Here is an 18098-nt window from a genome sequence, read left to right as displayed (position 1 = left end):
TCGCTCAACGCCAAACCGATCAGGTAAATTCATGTTTCGACGGGTCGCCATCATCGGCGGCGGTGCTGCGGCCGCTACCTTGCTCAGCGAATTGCTGGAGCGAAAGCTGCCGCAGCCGCTGCATCTGGACTGGTACACCGGAGGCGGGCCACTTGCCCGGGGCGTGGCTTATGGCACGCCCTCCGACCGCCACCTGCTGAACGTCCGCGCAGCATCGATGAGTATGTTCGCCGGCAAGCCCAGCGGCTTTCTCGACTTTCTCAAGCGCGACGATCCCGCCGTGGCCGGCACCGATTTCATGCCGCGGCGCCGCTATGGCGACTATCTCGAAGCCGAGGTGGCGCGGGCGCTCGCGCAGGGCGAGGCCAACGGCCACGACGTGAACGTGATTCCGTTCGCGGTCCAGGCCATGGTGCCGGAGCGGGACGGCGTCACCGTCATCCAGGGCGAGGAAAGCCGCCAGTTCGATGCGGCCGTGCTGGCACTGGGCTCGCTGCCGGCGCAACCGCTCGGCGGCGTCAGTGCCGAGGCGCTGGACAGCGGCCGCTACGTGGTCGATCCCTGGGCCCTGATGGCGAGCGCGGACACCATGTCCGCGCCGCGCAAGGTCGTTCTGATCGGCTTGGGCCTGACCGCCGTAGACGTGCTGCTGGAGCTTTCGGCGCGCTGGCCGCAGGCTGATTTCACCGCCATCTCGCGTCACGGCCTGTTGCCCGAGGCGCATCTCAACGCCGCCGCCGTGCCTGCCGGGGACAGCGGCGAGCTGATCGATTCGATGCGCGACTCGCCCGACGTGCGCCACTGGCTGCGCCTTTTGCGCGAGGCGCTGGCGCACGAACGCGACTGGCGCGCGGTGATCGACAGCCTGCGGCCGCACACCCCGGGCCTCTGGCGCGAACTGGATACCGAGCAGCGGGGCCGCTTTCTGCGCCATGCGCGCTGGGCCTGGGAGCGCGTGCGTCACCGGATGCCGCCGCAGGTCGCCAGATCGGTTGCTGCGCTTGAAGACGAGGGCCGCCTGCACAGGCTGCGCGGCCGGATGAAGTCCGTTGCGCTGGCTGGCGACACGCTGCAGCTACAGCTCGCCTGTGCACCGGCCGGCATTCCTCATGCGCTGGAGGCCGACCTGATCATCCAGACGACCGGCATGAACAACGATATCCGCCGCACCGGACATCCGTTGGTCAGCCAGCTGCTCACCAACGGACACATCGCCACCGATCCGCTCGGCCTGGGGATGCGGGCCGCGCCCGATGGCCGGCTGGCGCACGGCAAGGACTACTGGTCCAACCTGTTCGCGATCGGCAGCATGCTGCGCGGCACGCTGTGGGAATCCACCGCCATGCCGGAAATCCGCCAGCAGGCGCGCCATCTGGCCGACCAGTTGCTGGTCAGGTAAGCGCCACGCTGGACCGACAGCACCGCCCCACTCCATGACCGCACGCCGATGAGCACCTTTCTGATCACCGCCGGATTTTTGCTGTTTCACGCCGCCGGCGTGCTGGCCGCCATGCACGCGGTGATGCGTACGCGCACGCCGCAGGGCGCGATCGGCTGGGCGCTGGGCCTGATTTTTCTGCCCTATCTGACCCTGATTCCGTATCTGTATCTCGGCTCCAATCGCTTTCTCGGCTACCTCACCAGCCAGCAGTCGAAACTTTCCTCGCGCGCCCGGGACAGCGGCAATGCGCAGGCGATCGACCCGGACTGCGCGCGCTACGCGTCCATCAGCGCGATCCAGGGCCAGCCGTTTCGCAGCGGCCACCAGCTGAAGCTGCTGATCGACGGCGATGCGGCCTTCGAGGTCATGCTGGCCGCCATGGCCGAGGCGCAGCACTGCCTGCTGGTGCAGTTTTTCATCTTTCACGACGACCAGCTCGGCCGGCGCGTACAGCAGCTGCTGCTGGAACGCGCGGCAGCCGGAGTGGCAGTGTGCGTGCTGTTCGACGGTGTCGGCAGCCACGACCTGCCCCGGCACTACATCGAAACGCTGCGCGCGGGCGGCGTGGCGATTCATCCGTTCGCCACGCACCGCTGGCGCAACCGCTTTCAGCTGAATTTCCGCAATCACCGCAAGATCGTTGTCGTCGATGGGGCGCGCGCCTTCGTCGGCGGGCTCAACGTCGGCGACGAATACCTGGGCCTGAAGCCGCCGCTGGCACCGTGGCGCGATACGCACATGGAGCTGCGTGGCCCCGCGGTTGCCGACCTGCAGCAGCTGTTCGCCAGTGACTGGCAGTGGATCACCGGTGCGCCGCCGCCGCTGCTTCCAACGCCACCGTGCACCGGCGAGGCCAGCGCGCTGATCGTGGCCAGCGGCCCGGCCGACGCGCAGGAAACCTGCTCGCTGTTCTTCACCGCCGCGATTAACGCCGCACGCGAACGCCTGTGGCTGACCACGCCCTACTTCGTGCCGGACAACGCGGTGCTCGCCGCGCTACGGCTGGCGGTGGCGCGTGGCGTCGACGTGCGCGTGCTGATTCCCTCGCGGCCCGATCACCGCACGGTGTTTCTCGCCTCGACCCTGCACGCGCACGAAGCGCTGGGCGCGGGCATTCGCGTGTTCCGCTACCAGCCCGGCTTCACCCATCAGAAAGTGCTGCTGATCGACAACGACACCGCCGCCGTCGGCAGCATGAATCTTGACAGCCGCTCGTTCCGGCTCAATTTCGAGGTCAGCGCCCTGATTGTCGACACGCCGTTTGCCCGCGACGTGGAGGCCATGCTGAGCGCGGATTTCGCCAAGGCGCTGCCGGTGGAAAAAGGCGAGTACCTCGACGCACCCTATCTGCGCCGCGTCGCCATGCACGTGGCGCGCCTGTTCGACCCACTGCTATAGCCCCGCTGCACGGCGCCTTGCGCGCTTCGGCACACGGGCCTTGAATAGCCCGATCTTTCCAAGGACACCGCCGATGCGCCTGCGCTTCTCCCTGGTTTCGCTACTCCTGCTGTTTTCGCTATGCCTGCCCGCCCTGCGTGCGTGCGCCGCCGACACGCAGCGCTTCGTCGAACGCAGCGTCACGCTGCAGGGAAACACGTATCGCTACCAGGTATTCGTTCCGGACGGCTGGACGTCCAAACGCCGCTGGCCGGTGGTGCTGTTTCTGCACGGCAGCGGCGAAGCCGGCAGCGACAACACGAGGCAGATGACCCAGGGCCTCCCGCCGTGGCTGCGCGAGCACGGTGCCGATTTTCCGGCCGTGGTGGTGATTCCGCAGGCGCCGGAGCACACCTACTGGAACGGGCCGATCGAACAAATGGCGCTGCAGGCGATGCAGAACAGCATCGACGAATTCCATGGCGATCGTCATCGGCTCTATCTCACCGGACTGTCGATGGGTGGCTTCGGCGCATGGCAGATCGCCATCGATCATCCTGGCCTGTTCGCCGCGGCGGCCATCATCTGCGGCGCGATCAACCCGATTGCCGACGAGCCCGCGCTGCACGTGCTGGGCATTCCTGCAGGCGTGGATTCCTATGCGTGGGTCGCCGCACACATCGGCAGCCTGCCGGTGTGGATTTTTCACGGCAGCGCGGACACGGTGGTGCCGCTCACCGACGATCACCAGCTGTATCCCGCGCTGCAGGCCGCGCATGAAGAGGTGCGCTATACCGAATTTCCCGGCGTCAACCACGGTTCCTGGGTGCCGGCGTATGCGCTGCCGGAACTGTGGCCGTGGATGTTCTCGCATCGGCTCGACACCGTGCGCGCCACGCCGGAGCGTTAGCGGCGACGCAGCAGCCGCGTGCCCCAGCGCGAGTGGCACAGCACCCACGCTACATAGATGCCCAGTACGATGCCGAGCAGCTCGCACAGCACGCGCAGGCCGATGCTGTCCGGATCGTGCACCTCGGCCAGCTTGGCGCGCAGCAGCGCCATCGACTGCAGCGGAGCGTAGTTGAAATAGAACAGATCCCACAGATCGCCGCTGGCGGTAAGTAGCGCGGCCACCAGCAGCGTCCAGCCGATCTGCGTGCCGTAACCCCAGGCGTTGCGCTGACCGAGCCAGTGGAAGACCACGAATAGCAGCAGCGCGGCCAGCGCGGAGATCAGGCCTGCCTGCATGCCGCCGACAATGCCAAACCCCATCCAGCTCTGGTCGTAATGCATGGCGCGTCTCGCTTTCTTCGTCGGTTTCGACACCATTATGCAGTGAAGCGCCGCCTCACGGCATGGACGTATTGCCGCCAGCCGACGTCGAGGGACATGGGCGCACGTCGAACCATCGAAGCTTGACGCTGCCCGGGTGCAGCGCCGCGCAGACTGTCGAGTGCACGGGCGTCTGCGCATAGTAGGTGTGGCTCACCGCCACCTTGTCGCCCATCGTTTCCGGTCCCCACGGCGCCAGCACCAGATAGGGCTGCGGATGCTTGCCGCGGGAGATGTACTTGCCCTGCACCTGGGTCGAAAAAACCTGCGGCGGCTGCTGATCGAGCAGCACATCCGACAGGCTCAGCACGCCAGCGCCGTAGGGCAGCGCGACCAGCGCCAGCAGCAGCATGCTCCAACCCAGGGCGCGCGGCCGATCGCTGCGATCGTTCACCAGCATGACGGCGGCCAGCAGCGGCAGCCCGACCACCACGCCGTATTCAAGTGCCGAGCCCACGTCCAGCATGTGCGTATCCGATAAGGCACGCACGCCCAGCACGATGCCCGGTAGGATCAGCGTGATAGCGATATTCGGACGCACGTCGTTGCGCGAGGTGTCGAAGCGGATCAGCCCGCGCGACCAGCCGACCAGGGCCACCGCGCACCACGGCAGCAGGGCCACCAGCGCGACCACCAGCAGATAGGGCCGCGGATAGACGTACGCCCACGCGCTCAGCGCCATCGTGGTTACCTGCGCCACCTTGGCGAACTGGCGCGCCGTGGCCAGGCGGCTCAGGCGCTCCTTCGGGCTGGCGCCATAGGTGCGATCGGCCGCCAGCCTGGCCTGCGAGGCGTCGCGCTCGCGCTGGTCCAGATCCGGCAGGGTGGCGATCCACGCGTCCAGCACGCTGTCACCGCGATAGCCCGAATCCAGCCGCAGCGGCTGACCGCTTTGGGGCACAAGTACCGATATCGGCTTGCCGCGCGTCGGCACCAGACGGCGGCCTCTGATCTCGTCGCGACGCAGCCGTCGGCTGCTGAAAAGCCGGCGCACTTCGATCGCATCGGCGCGCAGAGTGAGGCACGCGACGGTGCAGGATGCGGCCATAAACACACCCAGGCTCAGCGCGGCCATGCCGAGCCAAAGAAAGACGGCGGGCGCGAACGCTTGCCGGATTTGCATGAACACCATCCAGATGCCGCCGGCCATCATCGCGGCGGCAATCACGTAGATCAGCCAGCGCACCGCGGTGGAATAACGATACGTCCGCGGATAGGCGGCGCTCGCCAGCACCGATTGCGTGTACCCCGTGTCGCCGGAAACCTGATCCATCGCTCACCCCTGGCTGATTCGTCCCTGCCCCGCGCCGATTCTGCATCAACCGTTGTGGTCCGAAAACCGACCTCAATCGCCCACGCTAGACTCGCGCTGCCAGACCGCTCCGCAAGGCTCGCTTATGAAGACCACCATCACCCCGCATGCCGCCCTGATCGTCGTCGACGTGCAGCCGGATTTCATGCCCGGCGGACCGCTGGCCTGCCATGAGGGCGACGCGATCGTGCCAGGCATCGACGCGTTGCTGCGCGCCGGCGTTTTCCAACACGTGGTGGCCACGCAGGACTGGCACCCCGCGGGCCACGTCTCCTTCGCCAGTTCGCATGCCGACCGCAAGCCGTTCGATCAGATCGCGCTGTATGGCCAGCCGCAGACGCTTTGGCCGGACCACTGCGTGCAGGGCACGGACGGTGCCGCGCTGCACGGCGGCGTGGACTGGTCGGCGCTGAATGCGGTGATCCGCAAAGGCAGCCACGCCGGCGTGGACTCGTACAGCGGCTTTCGCGAAAACCACGGGCCGAACGGCGAACGGCCCAGCACCGGCCTGGCCGGCTGGCTGAGCGAACGCGGCGTGGTGGAGGTGTACGTCTGCGGGCTGGCGCGCGACGTTTGCGTTTTATGGACGGCGCAGGACGCGGCGGAAGCCGGCTTTCGCACGCACGTGCTGTGGGATCTAACCCGTCCGGTAACGCCCGCGACGGATGACGCCACGCGCGAAGCGCTTGCGGCCCAGCGGATCGACATCGCCAACGCTGGCGCGCTGCAGTCCGTTTGAGATGGCGGCGGCAGGCCGTCGGCGTGTCAAACCATCGCCCGCGACCACTGCTGCGGCAGCAGAATCGGAAACAGACCCGCGGCGCGCGATCGCCAGTCCAACTTCAGCAGTTCCTTGTCTTTGCTGATCAGCCAGCGGGCGCCACTGGCCAGCGCCAGTTCGAGAAATTTCTGATCGTCCGGATCGGCGCAGCGCGGCAGCCAGGCGTCATCCGCAACAGTGGATTCTTCAGCATCCAAATAATGGATCAGGCCATCGAACGCCGCGCTCACCGCCGGTCGGGTGGCGTCGTCGATCGGAACCTGCGGGTAGTGCAGCACGCGGCGCCATTCGTCACGACAATCGTCGCGTGTCACCGCCTGCACCGAGCCGTTGCGCAGCGCGAGCATCAGATGCGCGCAATGCGGATCGTTGAACAGAAACAGATCGAGGCAGACATTGGTATCCAGCACGATGCGCGGCACGCTTGGCGCAACCGGATGGTCCGCCGTCATCAGGCGTCGTTCTCACCGGCCGCGCTGACCTGCGGTTCGCCGTCGTCGTCGATGCGCACGCTCAGGGAAATCGGCCGGCAGCAGACTTGGCAATCTTCGATGTAAAACTGATCGCCGGCCGACTCGTCGACCAGAATCTCGATCGGCTCGCCGCAGTAGGGGCAGGAAATATCGCAGGGCGTAGGCATAGACGCATGACCTGTACACGGCGGGCCAGCTTGCCACAGAGCCGTCGCCGGATGCGCGCAAGCCAGGCGCTACAATCGCCGCACCGGCCCTGCGCTGCATTTTCCCCACGATAAGGCTCGCGATGAAGTCACCGCCCAAGCGTTTCAGGCAGCGCCCGCGCATCGTCGATGTCGGCGGCAGGGCGTTCGTCAGCATCGGCCTATCCCAGCGATTCTGGGACGACATCTATCACCGCGCGCTGACCATTCGCTGGCCGGTATTTTTTGGTCTGATCGGCGCGATCTTCCTGCTGCTCAACGCCCTGTTTGCGACGATCTACCAACTCGGCGACAACGCCATCGCCAACCAGTATCCGCACGGTTTCAGCGGCGCGTTCTTCTTCAGCGTCGAAACGCTTTCCACCGTCGGCTACGGTGACATGCATCCGCAGACGGTGTATTCGCACATCGTGGCCACGGTGGAAATCTTCACCGGCATGGTCAGCATCGCCGTGGTGACCGGCCTGATCTTTTCGCGCTTCTCGCGGCCGCGCGCAAAAATCCTGTTCGCCGACCATCCGGTGGTGCGCACGATCGACGGCCAGCCCACGCTGATGATCCGCGCCGCCAACACCCGGCAGAACGTGATCGCCGAAGCGTCGGCGCAGTTGCACCTGCTGCGGCTGGAGACCTCGCCGGAAGGCTTTCGTCTGCGCAAGATCTACGACCTCAAACTCACCCGTGACCGGCACCCGATTTTCGTGCTCAGCTGGAGCTTGATGCATGTGATCGATGCCAGCAGCCCACTGTTCGGCGAAACGTCGGAAAGCCTGGACCGCAAGGAGGCGATACTGCTGCTGACCATCGAGGGCATCGACGAAACCACCGCACAGTCGATGCTGGCGCGCCAGCGCTGGAACCACAGCGACCTGCGCTGGAATCATCGCTACGTCGATCTCGTCAACGAGGATGCCGACGGCGTCAACACCATCGACTACAACGTCTTTCATCACGTGGTGCCGCTGGATGACGGCGAACAGCCACCCGGCTGATCCGATAAGGCTGTAGTAAAGATCGCCGCCGCCCTTACCGGCAAGGCGATACACTGCGCGCACCGAAACTGCATGCTGCACGAGAAAACAATCATGGCCGAGCGCGAGTTCAACCACTACCGTGCCCGCTCCGGCGCCACGCTGGAAGGCTCCCGCTATACCGCATACCTTGCGATTACGCCTCGCGGCAACGGCTTCCCGATGTATTTCGCGATCTGCGAAAACCGCAGCTTTCGCGCCAAGGACATCGCCGAAGCCGCCGCCGCCAAAGCGCTGGCGGACATGACCGGCCTGGAAGACGACGGCACGCCGATCTTCCCCGAGGGCTATACCGGCTTCGACGACGACGCGCCGGCCGACCCAGCCTGATTCGATTCGACAGCGCTGACCATCACGCGGCGCGCTGCGCCAGCGTGGCCACGGCCGCCGGGATATCGGCCGGCAGCGCCACCGTAATCACTTGCTGCTCATCGTCTCCCAGCCCTGTTTCCAGCTCGTGCGCCCAGGTCACGTGATACGGCAGGTGCACGCCCCAGCCACCGAGACGCACCACCGGCTCGATATCCGAGCGCAGCGAATTGCCGATCATGGCGAACTGCGCCGGCTGCCGGTCGAATTCGTTGAGCACGCGCTGGTAGGTTTGGGCATCTTTCTCCGACACGATCTCGATGCGCTGAAACAAATCGGCCAGGCCCGAATGCGCTACCTTCTTTTCCTGATGAAACAGGTCGCCCTTGGTGATCAGCACCACGGAGTAGTCCACGGCCACCTGCTCGACCACTTCGCGCATGCCGGGCAGCAGCTCTACCGGATGCTGCAGCACCGCCTTACCTAGCTCGACGATTCGATGGATGTCGCTCGCCGAAATGCGCTGACCGGTCATCGCGATCGCGGTTTCCACCATCGATAGCGTCATGCCCTTGGCACCGTAGCCAAACAGTTCAAGATTGCGCTGCTCGGTCGCCAGCATGTCGCTCTGCACGCGGCCGTCGGCCAGATCGACGTAGTGGCCCACGATGGACGCAAAGGCGGCGTTCGCCTGCTGGTAATAGTCTTCGCTGTGCCACAGCGTATCGTCGCCGTCGAAGCCGATCAGTTGAAGCATGGTGAAAATCGTCTATTCCATGATGAAAGGGGTGCTGTCGATACTCGGCGCGACGGCATCGTACTATCCGAATCAGTGCCCGTGGCGATGATGAATATCGGGCACGTGCGGATGACTGTGCGCGAGCGCCTCGTGCTTGTGCGGATGCGTATGCGGCTCCTCGCCGTCCCATGCGAAGTCGTGCGTGTGCAGGTGATGTTCGTCGTGGCGATGACGGTGATCGTGCGCCATCGGTTCGTGCACATGCGCGTGGGCGTGGCGCTCGCTGACGTGCAGCCACACGCCCAGCGCCATCAGCAGCCCGGCGAGCCAGAAGGTGACGCCCGGATGCTCGCCAAAAAGCAGCAGCGACAACGCCGCGCCAACAAACGGCGCGGTCGAAAAATACGCGCCGGTGCGGGCGGTGCCGAGACTGCGCAGCGCCAGCACAAACAGCACCAGACTCAACCCGTAGCCGACAAAACCCAGCAGGCCGGTCGCCAGCAGCGGCAGCACGGCAGGAAACCGGTAGCCCATGAACAAGGCTGCAGTGATGTTGATCGCACCGGCCACGCCGCCCTTGATCGCGGCGATGTGGAAGGGATCGCCGCCGGACACCGATCGCGTCAGGTTGTTGTCGATCGCCCAGCACAGGCAGGCGCCGGCCACGGCGAAAGCGCCCCAGGCAAAACGTGTCGCCATCAACGGCTGGCCCGGCCACGAGAGCACGATGCAGCCAGCGACGATGGCCAGCATGCCGAGGAAGACCCGACGATCGACGTTCTCACGAAAAACGACCCAGGCGATGACTGCGGTGAGCACGCTTTCCAGATTGAGCAGCAGTGATGCGCTGGAGGCCGCCGTCTGCGTCAGCCCCCACATCAACAGCACCGGACCCAACACACCGCCGAACAGCACGGCGCCGGCAAGCCACGGCGCATCGCGCCTCACCAGCGGCGCTTCACCGGTGGGCTGTTTGCGCCATCGTCGCCCAACGATCCATAGCGACAGACCCACGCCGGAGCCCGCGTAGAGCAGTCCGGCGAGCAGCAGCGGCGGCACCGTGCCGACCAGCGTCTTGGCCAGCGGCGTGCTCAAACCGAAAAGGGCCGCCGCACCGAGCGCCTGCCCAATACCTCGCCATTGATCGCGATTGGTCAAATTCATGCCGACATCATAGGCCCGGCGCACCAAAGCCGATGATTCCGGCGCGGCAGTTCATCAATGGAATTCTATAACGCGTCGATTGTCGCTTATGCTTTGACGATGTTCTTGAGCCATCCATCACTGCTGACTCGCCTTCGCCGCCATCGCGGCCTGTGGGTGTTGGCGGTGGCTGTGTTGTTGATCAAACTGGCCGCCGGCACGATGTGTCTGACCGATGGGCCGTACAAGAATATAGCGGCCTCCACCGCAAGCGCTCTGTCCATCGACGCGCCCTCGGAGCAGTCAGTTACTTCAGCCGCTGATGAAGCGGGCGACTGCGTATTAGGCGAAGCCGGCGACTGCCACTGCGCCTGCGCGCACACGCTTCCACTGCCGACGGTTGCCTCGCTTTCCGTCGCCAGGATGGAAATGCATTTCGATGCTTTAGCCATCCATTCGGGATTCTTACCGGCCACGACCGGTTCTCTGCTGCGCCCACCCATCGCCTGAAAACCCTCCGTTTCGTGATGCCGCTGTTGCTGCAGCGCATCGCTTCGTGAACCGTTTTCAGGAGATGCTCCATGTCCGTTTTACGTTCGGTGCCGCTCGGCGCCGTGCTGCTGTTGGCGTGCGCGCTCGGCGCCACGCCTTCGGCCCCATTGTCTGCAACATCTGTCGGCACGGCGACCGCCGCCCCATCACCGCGTCTGCGCGATGCCCTGGCGCACGTGTGGAAAGCCAGCCCTGAAGTCGAGGCGGCGCGCGCCGAGCTCGACGCCGCTCGCGCCCGTGCGCAGGCCGCCGCGCAGCCGATCTACAACCCGTCGCTGTCGCTGGACGCCGAGAACGCCGACGTCGATCGGCGCACCGTCGGCGTCAGCCTGGCGCTGGATCTGTCGGGCAAACGCGTGGCCCGCGCGAGCCAGGGCGACGCCGAGGTGCGCGTCAGTGGGGCCAGCTATGAGCTGTTACGACGCGATGTGGCCGCGCGCTGGCTGAAAGCCTGGTCGACGGCAGCACTCGCGCAAAAACAGAGCGCACTGGGCCAGCGTCGGCTGCTGCTCATGCAGCGCTTCGACGATCTGGCCGCGCAGCGGTTGAAGGTCGGCGACATCAGCAGCCCGGAGCGCGACCTGGCCGCGCTGGCGCTGGGCGATGCGCAGATCCAGCAGGCGAGCCTGGTCAGCAACGAGGCATCGGCGCGCGCGTCGCTCCTGGCGATCAGCGGCGATCGAGCCACCGACGACCTGCCGCCGCTACCCGACGCGCCGCTGCCTTCCGTCGACAGCATCGTCGCACGACCCGTCGACGAGCTGCCCGAACTGCACCAGGCGCAGGCGCGGCAAGCCAGCGCCGAGGCGGGCGTGCAGGTGGCTCGGCGTGCGCGCATGCCCGACCCCACGCTCAGCCTTACCGGCGGCCGCGTGCGCAGTGGACCGCTGAACGATCGCGTGATCGGCATCGGCGTGTCCATTCCGATCCCGGTGCTCAATACCGGCCGCGCCGAGATCGCTGCGGCCCGGTCGGAGGCCGACGCGGCCGACGCCGGCGTGCGTGCCCGCCAGTTTTCCGTGCGCGCCAACTTGCAGGAGGCAAAGGCGCGCTACGCCGCCCTGCGCAGTGCGAGCGAAGCGTTTCGCCGCGGTCGTGCGGCGGCGTTCGAGGATCGCACCACGCTGCTGGAACGTCTGTGGAGCGCCGGCGAAATCAGCACCTCCGACTATCTCGTTCAACTCAAGCAGAGCCTGGACACCGCGCTGTCCGGCGACGAGCTGCAAAGCCGGACCTGGCAGACGTGGTTCGACTATCTCACCACCGCGGGCCGTCTGACCGACTGGCTCGACGGCCGCACACAGGACGCTTCCCGATGATCATTTCTCTGTTCCAACGCCGCCTGTTTTCCATCGTGCTGCTGGCCGCGGTTTCCGGTATGGCCATAGGCCAGGAGGCTGCACCGGCGAATCCGCTGTCGCTCGATGCGCAGGCCATCAAGGACGCGGGCATCGTGCTGGACAAGGCCGGTGCGCGCGCGCTCAGCGACGAGTTGAAAGCGCCCGGTGAGGTCAAGGCGAACGCCTACTCCACCGTGCTGGTCACGCCGCGCGTCGAGTCGCTGGTGCTGGCCCGCAAGGCCCGCCTCGGCGATGTCGTGAAAGCCGGCCAGCCGCTGGTCACGCTTTCCAGCGTGCAGGTGGCCGAAACGCAGGGCGCGCTGATCGTGGCGTCGCAGGACTGGCAGCGCATCGCCGCACTGGGCGAACAGGCCGTTTCGGCGCGCCGCTACAACGAGGCCAAGGTCCAGCGTGATCAGGCCCGCGCCAAGCTGCGCGCGTACGGCCTTTCGGACGGCCAGATCGGTGCCCTGCTGCGCAAAGGCTCAGCCGCCGCCGACGGCAGTTTCGAGCTGCTGGCACCGACCGCAGGACGTATTTCCAGCGACGAGTTTCTGGTGGGCGAGCGCGTCGAACCCGGCCGCACGCTGTTCACCGTGGTGCAGGAGGATCTGATCTGGGTCGTCGCACAGATGACGCCGGCCGACGCGGAAAAACTCAAGCCCGGCCAGATCGCACGCCTGCTCGTCCACGGCGAGGCGCTGCTGGGCAAGGTCGCCCAGCGCTCCCATCAGACCGACGAACGCACGCGCACCGTGCCGGTTCGCATCGAGGTCGACAACAGCAAGGATCTGCTGCATGCCGGTGAACTCGTCGACGTCCGCATCGGCACCGGCAACGCCGCGCCGAAGCTGGCCGTGCCGGCGGAGGCGATCGTGCTGCTGCAGAACCAGACCACCGTTTTCATCGACAAGGGCAAAGGACAATTCGAACCGGTCGCCGTGATGACCGGTGACACGCAGGACGGCTGGACGGTCATTACCCAGGGCCTGAAACCCGGCGACGCCTATGTGCGCAAAGGAGCGTTCGCGCTGAAAGCGCGACTGCTGCGTTCGCAGCTGGGAGACGAATGATGCTTGAACGTCTGGTTGAACTCTCGCTGCGCTACAAGGTGCTGGTGCTGATTGTTTTTGTCGTCATCGGCTTGCTCGGCTTTCAGGCCGTGCGCCAGCTGCCTATCGATGCCTTCCCCGACGTCACGCCGGTGCAGGTCAGCGTGTACACCGAAGCCTCCGGTCTCGCCGCCGAAGATGTGGAGCAACTGCTGACCACGCCGGTGGAATCGGCGCTGGCCGGTCTGCCGAAGGTCGAACAAATTCGCTCGGTCAGCCTGTTCGGTCTCTCGTTTGTGTCGGTGTATTTCGACGACAGTATGGACGTCTATTTCGCCCGCCAGCTGGTGAACGAACGGCTGCAGCAGGTCGGCGACCGTTTGCCCGCCGGCTACGGCAAGCCGGAGATGGGCCCGAATACCTCCGGCCTCGGACAGGTGTTCTGGTATACGGTCGAGCGCGCCGACGCCTCGCCGAAAGACCGCGCAAAGGACGCCATGGACCTGCGCACATTGCAGGACTGGAACATCCGGCTGATTCTGCGCACCGCACCGGGCGTCGACGACGTCACCTCGTGGGGCGGTCAGGAAAAGCAGTTTCAGGTGCGCGTCGATCCGCTGAAGCTGATCGGGCACCAGCTCGGCTTCAGGCAGGTGATCGAGGCGCTGCAGGCCAACAACGCGCAGGTGGGCGGCAACTTCATCGACGTCGGCCGCGAGCAGTATCTCGTGCGCGGCCTGGGCCTGATCCAGAACGCGAAGGACCTGGGCAACATCGTGCTGAAGACCGAGGACGGCACACCGGTCTACGTGCGCGATGTCGCCACCGTGGAAGAGGCCGCGGCACCGCGCACGGGAGCCGTCACCCGCGACGGCAAGGAGGTGGTGCTGGGCATGGGCCTGGCGCGCATCGGCGAAAACGCGAAGAGCGTGGTCGATGCGATCAAGGCCAAGCTCGATACGGTGAAACAGGCGCTGCCGCCGGGCGTGGTGGTGAAGCCCGTGTACGAACGCACCGAACTGGTCAACGCGGCGGTCGGCACGGCCGTGCGCGCACTGATCGAGGGTTCGATCCTGGTCGCGCTGGTGCTGTTTCTGTTTCTCGGCGAACTGCGCAGTGCGCTGGTCGTGGTGGTGGCGCTGCCGCTGGCGATGCTGATCGCATTTATCTGCATGGATCAGCTTGGCCTGTCGGCCAATCTGATGTCGCTGGCGGGGCTGGCGATCGGTATCGGCATGATGGTCGACGGCGCGGTGGTGATGGTGGAGAACGCCTATCGCATCATGGCCGAACGCAAAACCGCAGGTGGCACTGTCGATCGCAGCGCCGCCGTACTCGCCGCCGCGCGCGAGGTAGCCAAGCCGATGGCGTTTGCGATATTGATCATCATCGTGGTGTTTCTGCCGCTCTTCAGCCTGCAGGGTCTGGAAGGCAAGATGTTCAAGCCGATGGCGTTCAACATCAGCTTCGCGATGGCCGGCTCGCTCGTCCTCGCGCTGACCCTGATACCCGTGCTGGCCGCGCTGGTGCTGAAGCCGAAAGAGGAAAAGGACACCCGCCTGGTGGGCTGGCTGAAACGTAGCTACGCCAGCGCGCTGGCGTGGTCGCTGGCGCGCCGCAAGCGCGTGCTGGGCATGGCCGTGGCCGCGCTGCTGGGCAGCCTCGCGCTGTTTCCGTTTCTCGGCAAGGAGTTCATGCCGAATCTGAAAGAGGGCGCGATCATGTGGCGCATTACTTCGATCCCGTCCGCCTCGCTGGACGAATCGATCGGGCTGTCGAATCAGGTCTCCGCGCTGATCAAGCAGAAGTTTCCCGAAGTAGAGACCACCCTGGCGATGATCGGCCGCGCCGAAAAAGGCGAGACCGCGGACGTCAACTACATGGAAGTCTATACGCCGCTGAAGCCGAAGGACCATTGGCGCCGCGGCCAGACGCTGGAAAGCATCGAGACCGCGATGCAGGCGGCATTGACCGACGCGCTGCCCACCGCCGTGGTGAGCTATACCCAGCCGATCCAGATGCGCATCGAAGAGCTGATTTCCGGCGTGCGCGCCACGCTGGCGCTGAAAATCTACGGCGATGACCTTGGCGAACTGGATCGTTTGAGCGCCCGACTGAAGAACGTGCTGGCCGGCGTCCCCGGTGTGGCCGATCTCGCGCTGGAAGCGAATATCGGCAAGCCGCAGATTCGCATCAAGGTCGATCGCGATGCGCTGGCGCGTTACGGCCTCAACGCGGACGACGTGCTGACCGTGGTCAAGAACGGCATCGGCGGCGAGCCGGTCACCACGTTGCTGGACGGCGTGAAGCGCTTCGACATTGCGGTACGCCTGAACGACGCGGACAAGGCCTCGCTGCAGGCCATCGGACGCATACCGATCCGCAGCGCCAGCGGCGCGCTGGTGCAGCTTTCGCAGGTGGCCGACATCAGCGACGGCGAAGGCTACTCCTTCATTCGCCGCGAGCAGCTGCAGCGCTATGCGGTGATCCAGATGGACGTGCGCGGTCGCGATATCGACGGCTTCGTGCGCGAGGCCAACGCGGCGATCGCCAAACAAGTGAAGCTGCCCACCGGCTACTACAGCGAGTGGGGCGGCGCGTTCGAGAACCAGCAGCGTGCGCTGAAGCGGCTGTCGCTGATCGTGCCGGCGACGATCTTCTTCATCTTCGTGCTGCTGTACACCGCGTTCAATTCCGTCAAGCACGCCGCGCTGATTCTGGCCAACGTGCCGTTCGCCACCATCGGCGGCATCGTGGCGCTGGCGATCACCGGGCAATACCTGTCGGTGCCGTCGGCGATCGGCTTCATCGCCGTGTTCGGCGTGGCGATGTTGAACGGCATCGTGCTGGTGAGCTTCTTGAACGAGCAGCGCGACAAGGGACTGAGCGTGCGTGATGCCGTCGTCCGCGGCACCGCGCTGCGCATGCGTCCGGTGCTGATGACGGCCAGCGTGGCGATTCTCGGCCTGGTGCCGATGCTTCTGTCCAGCGGTGTGGGTGCAGAGACGCAGCGGCCGCTGGCGACGGTCGTCGTCGGTGGTCTGATCACCTCGACCCTGCTGACCCTGATCCTGCTGCCGGTGCTGTACGACTGGATGGAGCAGCGCGCGGCACGGCTGCCCAACAAGCCGCACGATTAAACATGGCGCAGGCTGCCACGGTCGCCATCACCGCGGCAGCCTGTCTTCATCGAGGTAGTCATTGAACACTCGCCCTATCGAACCAGCTTCTCGGCCGCGGTCGGCGCTTGATACGTGCTTGGTGGCCAGCGGACCGTATGCGCTGACGTGAGATCGGGCACCGACCAAATAGCCATCCATACGCCGCGGAACGGCTGCGTGTAAACCGCGTGCTGAGTCATCGCTGGCGTCGGTGAATCCGGATAGCTGATAACTAGCCCGTCAGGATGCGCCGCAGCCCAGGCCTGCAGCTCGGCTTCGGTATGCAATGGCTCAATGGGCCGGGTCAGTCGGCCGAGAAAATGAAACTGACCGTCATACGACTCAAGGTTGGCGATCGACTGGCCCCGGGCCTGCGCGCGCGCCAGCACGTCGGCAGCGGGCTGCAGGTTGAATGCCGGCCACAGCGCGGTGCTGAACAATCCGTTGGCGACCACGGCGCCGATCGTCCCGACGACCGCAATGCGCACGAGTTCGCCGCGGCCACGCAACAACAGCACGCCTCCCAGCAGCAGATAGGTCAGGCCAAAGTACATGCTCACCGGCGCCAACGCGATCAGCACCGGCGAATGCACGCGCCCATGCCCGACCAGCGACGGCAGCAGGATCAGCGCCAGTGCCAGCCCCAGGTTCACCAGCGCCAGCGGCCACGGACCGAGCCAGCCGTTGCGCGGCTGCCCCGCCTCTTGCCGGTGCCGCCGCGCGAGCACGGCGGCCAGCAACAGGGCAAACCCCGCGTACTCCGGCAGCAGGTAATAGAGCTGCTTGCCGCTGATCAGCGAAAAGACCAGCAGCACCGGCGCCAGCCACGCGATCAGAAATCGCGTGCCGCTATCGAGCGGACGCCGCAGCGTGCCCAGCGCCAGCCAGATGCGCGGCCACAGCGCGAACGGAAAAATCACCACCGGCAGCAGCGGCAAATACCACCACAGCGGCTTGGCGTGAGCGAACGCGTTGACCACCCGTCCCGCGGTTTGATGGAAAAGCAGCTGGTTTCGGTACTCGGCGCCGCCCGCCTGCCCGGCCAGCAGCGCCCACACCACCAGCATGGCGCAGCCGCCCAGCAGCGCCAGCGCGCCCTGCCCATACCAGCGGCGAGGCGCGCGTTTCGCCCATGCGTTCCACCACGGACCAAGCAGCCATGGAAACGCCACGTGCAGCAGCATCACCGGTCCCTTGGTGAGCAAGCCCAGCCCGATCGCCAGCGCAAACAGCACGAATCGCGGCTGCTCCCGTCGTGCCGATGGCACCAGCGCCAGCAGCGCGGTAAGCACGCACACCGCTAGCAGCACTTCGTACATCACCTGCAGGCCGAACAGGAAGCCGTAGGTGAAGGTGAGCAACAGCCAGGGCGCGGCATGATGCGCCCAGCGGCTCGACGGAAACAGGCGACGCGCCAGCACGCCAACGAAAACCAGCTCCGTCGCGCCGAACAGCACTTCGAGTAATCGCGGCCACACATCGCCCACGCCACCCACGGCCCACCCCATCTGGATCAGCCAGAACAGCAGCGGCGCCTTATCGCTGTAGGGCGCACCATTGAGATAGGGCACCAGAAAACTGTGCCGGTGCCACATCTCCCACGCGACCGATAGCGCGCGCGTGGAGAACATCGGCATCGGCCCGTGCTGAAAAATGGCAACCGTTGCCATCGTCAGCCAGAACGGCAGCCACAGCCATGCGCTGAGCGACCCGCCGGGGTGAAAAAAAGATCGACGCATTAAGCACCTGGCATAAAAGGCATCTGGCCAATATACCCGAGCATTTTCCGCTGCGATCCGATAGATGATCGTGTTTGGAACAGATCCGACGGCGTCGGACCATCAGCGAA

The 18098-nt window shown here is 65.7% G+C and carries 17 protein-coding genes; 10 read left to right on the top strand and 7 right to left on the bottom strand.

Going from position 1 to position 18098, the window contains the following annotated elements:
* Positions 1-31: 31 nt before the first annotated feature.
* The 3 genes from ACDK93_RS03855 to ACDK93_RS03845 all read left to right on the top strand — a co-directional run bounded on the left by ACDK93_RS03855 (position 32) and on the right by ACDK93_RS03845 (position 3728).
* Positions 32-1399 (top strand): FAD/NAD(P)-binding protein, encoded by a 1368-nt coding sequence (locus ACDK93_RS03855; RefSeq protein WP_458071274.1) that lies wholly within the window; start codon positions 32-34, stop codon positions 1397-1399.
* 48 nt (positions 1400-1447) lie between these two features.
* Entirely contained in the window at positions 1448-2839 is a 1392-nt protein-coding gene (gene cls / locus ACDK93_RS03850) for a cardiolipin synthase (protein WP_458071273.1), read from the top strand.
* A gap of 73 nt (positions 2840-2912) precedes the next feature.
* Positions 2913-3728 carry a carboxylesterase family protein gene (locus ACDK93_RS03845; protein ID WP_458071272.1) on the top strand — a complete coding sequence of 272 codons (816 nt, stop codon included), beginning with the start codon at positions 2913-2915 and terminating at the stop codon, positions 3726-3728.
* On the opposite strand, the gene ACDK93_RS03840 is transcribed toward ACDK93_RS03845, so the two are convergent.
* Together ACDK93_RS03840 and ACDK93_RS03835 are read right to left on the bottom strand one after the other, a co-directional pair.
* Positions 3725-4111 (bottom strand): hypothetical protein, encoded by a 387-nt coding sequence (locus tag ACDK93_RS03840; RefSeq protein ID WP_458071271.1) that lies wholly within the window; start codon positions 4109-4111, stop codon positions 3725-3727. The two genes, ACDK93_RS03845 and ACDK93_RS03840, sit on opposite strands and share 4 nt — an antisense overlap.
* A 55-nt stretch (positions 4112-4166) precedes the next feature.
* On the bottom strand, positions 4167-5423 hold the full coding sequence (locus ACDK93_RS03835) for a hypothetical protein (protein ID WP_458071270.1): 1257 nt from the start codon (positions 5421-5423) through the stop codon (positions 4167-4169).
* A gap of 124 nt (positions 5424-5547) precedes the next feature.
* Between ACDK93_RS03835 and ACDK93_RS03830 the strand changes: the two genes are divergently transcribed.
* Entirely contained in the window at positions 5548-6201 is a 654-nt protein-coding gene (locus tag ACDK93_RS03830) for a nicotinamidase (protein WP_458071269.1), read from the top strand.
* Positions 6202-6227: 26 nt separating this feature from the next.
* On the opposite strand, the gene ACDK93_RS03825 is transcribed toward ACDK93_RS03830, so the two are convergent.
* Both ACDK93_RS03825 and ACDK93_RS03820 read right to left on the bottom strand, forming a co-directional pair.
* Positions 6228-6695 carry a putative toxin-antitoxin system toxin component, PIN family gene (locus ACDK93_RS03825; protein ID WP_458071268.1) on the bottom strand — a complete coding sequence of 156 codons (468 nt, stop codon included), beginning with the start codon at positions 6693-6695 and terminating at the stop codon, positions 6228-6230.
* A complete protein-coding gene (locus tag ACDK93_RS03820; RefSeq protein WP_458071267.1) occupies positions 6695-6883 on the bottom strand; it encodes a CPXCG motif-containing cysteine-rich protein in 189 nt (62 codons plus the stop codon). Before ACDK93_RS03820 ends, ACDK93_RS03825 begins: the two co-directional genes overlap by 1 nt.
* 122 nt (positions 6884-7005) lie before the next feature.
* Between ACDK93_RS03820 and ACDK93_RS03815 the strand changes: the two genes are divergently transcribed.
* Together ACDK93_RS03815 and ACDK93_RS03810 are read left to right on the top strand one after the other, a co-directional pair.
* Positions 7006-7914 carry an ion channel gene (locus tag ACDK93_RS03815; RefSeq protein WP_458071266.1) on the top strand — a complete coding sequence of 303 codons (909 nt, stop codon included), beginning with the start codon at positions 7006-7008 and terminating at the stop codon, positions 7912-7914.
* A 93-nt stretch (positions 7915-8007) separates the two neighbouring features.
* A complete protein-coding gene (locus ACDK93_RS03810) occupies positions 8008-8283 on the top strand; it encodes a hypothetical protein (protein ID WP_458072331.1) in 276 nt (91 codons plus the stop codon).
* A gap of 22 nt (positions 8284-8305) precedes the next feature.
* Here ACDK93_RS03810 and ACDK93_RS03805 read toward each other — a convergent pair whose 3' ends face one another.
* Together ACDK93_RS03805 and ACDK93_RS03800 are read right to left on the bottom strand one after the other, a co-directional pair.
* On the bottom strand, positions 8306-9019 hold the full coding sequence (locus ACDK93_RS03805; RefSeq protein ID WP_458071265.1) for an HAD family hydrolase: 714 nt from the start codon (positions 9017-9019) through the stop codon (positions 8306-8308).
* Between the two features lie 72 nt (positions 9020-9091).
* Entirely contained in the window at positions 9092-10165 is a 1074-nt protein-coding gene (locus ACDK93_RS03800) for a DMT family transporter (RefSeq protein ID WP_458071263.1), read from the bottom strand.
* 57 nt (positions 10166-10222) lie between these two features.
* Here ACDK93_RS03800 and ACDK93_RS03795 point away from each other — a divergent pair, with 57 nt between their 5' ends.
* The 4 genes from ACDK93_RS03795 (at position 10223) to ACDK93_RS03780 (ending at position 16228) form a co-directional block, all read left to right on the top strand.
* On the top strand, positions 10223-10654 hold the full coding sequence (locus ACDK93_RS03795) for a hypothetical protein (protein WP_458071262.1): 432 nt from the start codon (positions 10223-10225) through the stop codon (positions 10652-10654).
* Between the two features lie 71 nt (positions 10655-10725).
* Positions 10726-12015: a TolC family protein gene (locus ACDK93_RS03790; RefSeq protein WP_458071261.1), complete on the top strand. Its 1290-nt coding sequence runs from the start codon at positions 10726-10728 to the stop codon at positions 12013-12015.
* A complete protein-coding gene (locus tag ACDK93_RS03785; RefSeq protein ID WP_458071260.1) occupies positions 12012-13109 on the top strand; it encodes an efflux RND transporter periplasmic adaptor subunit in 1098 nt (365 codons plus the stop codon). The genes ACDK93_RS03790 and ACDK93_RS03785 overlap by 4 nt, the downstream gene beginning before the upstream one ends.
* Positions 13109-16228 carry an efflux RND transporter permease subunit gene (locus tag ACDK93_RS03780; protein WP_458071259.1) on the top strand — a complete coding sequence of 1040 codons (3120 nt, stop codon included), beginning with the start codon at positions 13109-13111 and terminating at the stop codon, positions 16226-16228. The genes ACDK93_RS03785 and ACDK93_RS03780 overlap by 1 nt, the downstream gene beginning before the upstream one ends.
* 74 nt (positions 16229-16302) lie before the next feature.
* Here the strand turns inward: ACDK93_RS03780 and ACDK93_RS03775 are convergent, their stop codons facing one another.
* Positions 16303-17988 carry an ArnT family glycosyltransferase gene (locus ACDK93_RS03775; RefSeq protein WP_458071258.1) on the bottom strand — a complete coding sequence of 562 codons (1686 nt, stop codon included), beginning with the start codon at positions 17986-17988 and terminating at the stop codon, positions 16303-16305.
* Positions 17989-18098 lie beyond the last annotated feature (110 nt).

The sequence above is a fragment of the Rhodanobacter sp. BL-MT-08 genome (assembly GCF_054161255.1).
This window is presented reverse-complemented; position numbering and strand designations above follow the sequence as displayed.